Source organism: Taibaiella sp. KBW10, from assembly GCF_003852495.1.
Taxonomy (GTDB): domain Bacteria; phylum Bacteroidota; class Bacteroidia; order Chitinophagales; family Chitinophagaceae; genus Edaphocola.
This window is the reverse complement of sequence record NZ_QAJI01000010.1, coordinates 1-416: the sequence shown is the minus strand read 5'-3', so window position 1 is coordinate 416 and position 416 is coordinate 1. Positions and strand designations below refer to the sequence as shown.

Genomic DNA, 416 nt, shown 5'->3' with positions numbered 1-416 from the left:
GGTAGCCGGGATAATTACGGTAGCGGTAGTCGGGAAGTTGCTATTCGTATAGTTTACATTATTGATGGTAATGCTGGTGGCTCCGGTTGGGAAGGCGGTGATGCGTATAGCGCTTATGGTTCCACCATCGGGATCCGTACCGCTAAAGGTAGCAGGAGGCACAATAACGGTTGCGGTACCGCCCGGATTAACCTGACTGGCGGCGGTTAGATTCGATGGTGTCGGCAATGCCTGAATACCGAAATTAGCTTTGGTAATCGGGTTTGTGGTAACTGATATGGGCAGACGGCCGTTTACGGTACCATCATTACCCGTCACTCCACCAAGCTGTTCTCCTGTATTTACCGAGTTTGAAGGCAAGGCAACCGATGCATTACTGCTGCCGATAGCGGCATGCGCGGTGCTGATAACGGCTG

At 52.2% G+C, this 416-nt stretch carries 1 protein-coding gene; it reads right to left on the bottom strand.

Annotated features, from left to right (window positions below):
* On the bottom strand, nucleotides 1-416 hold a 416-nt coding region (locus DBR32_RS15590), incomplete at both ends, for a hypothetical protein (protein WP_158606024.1).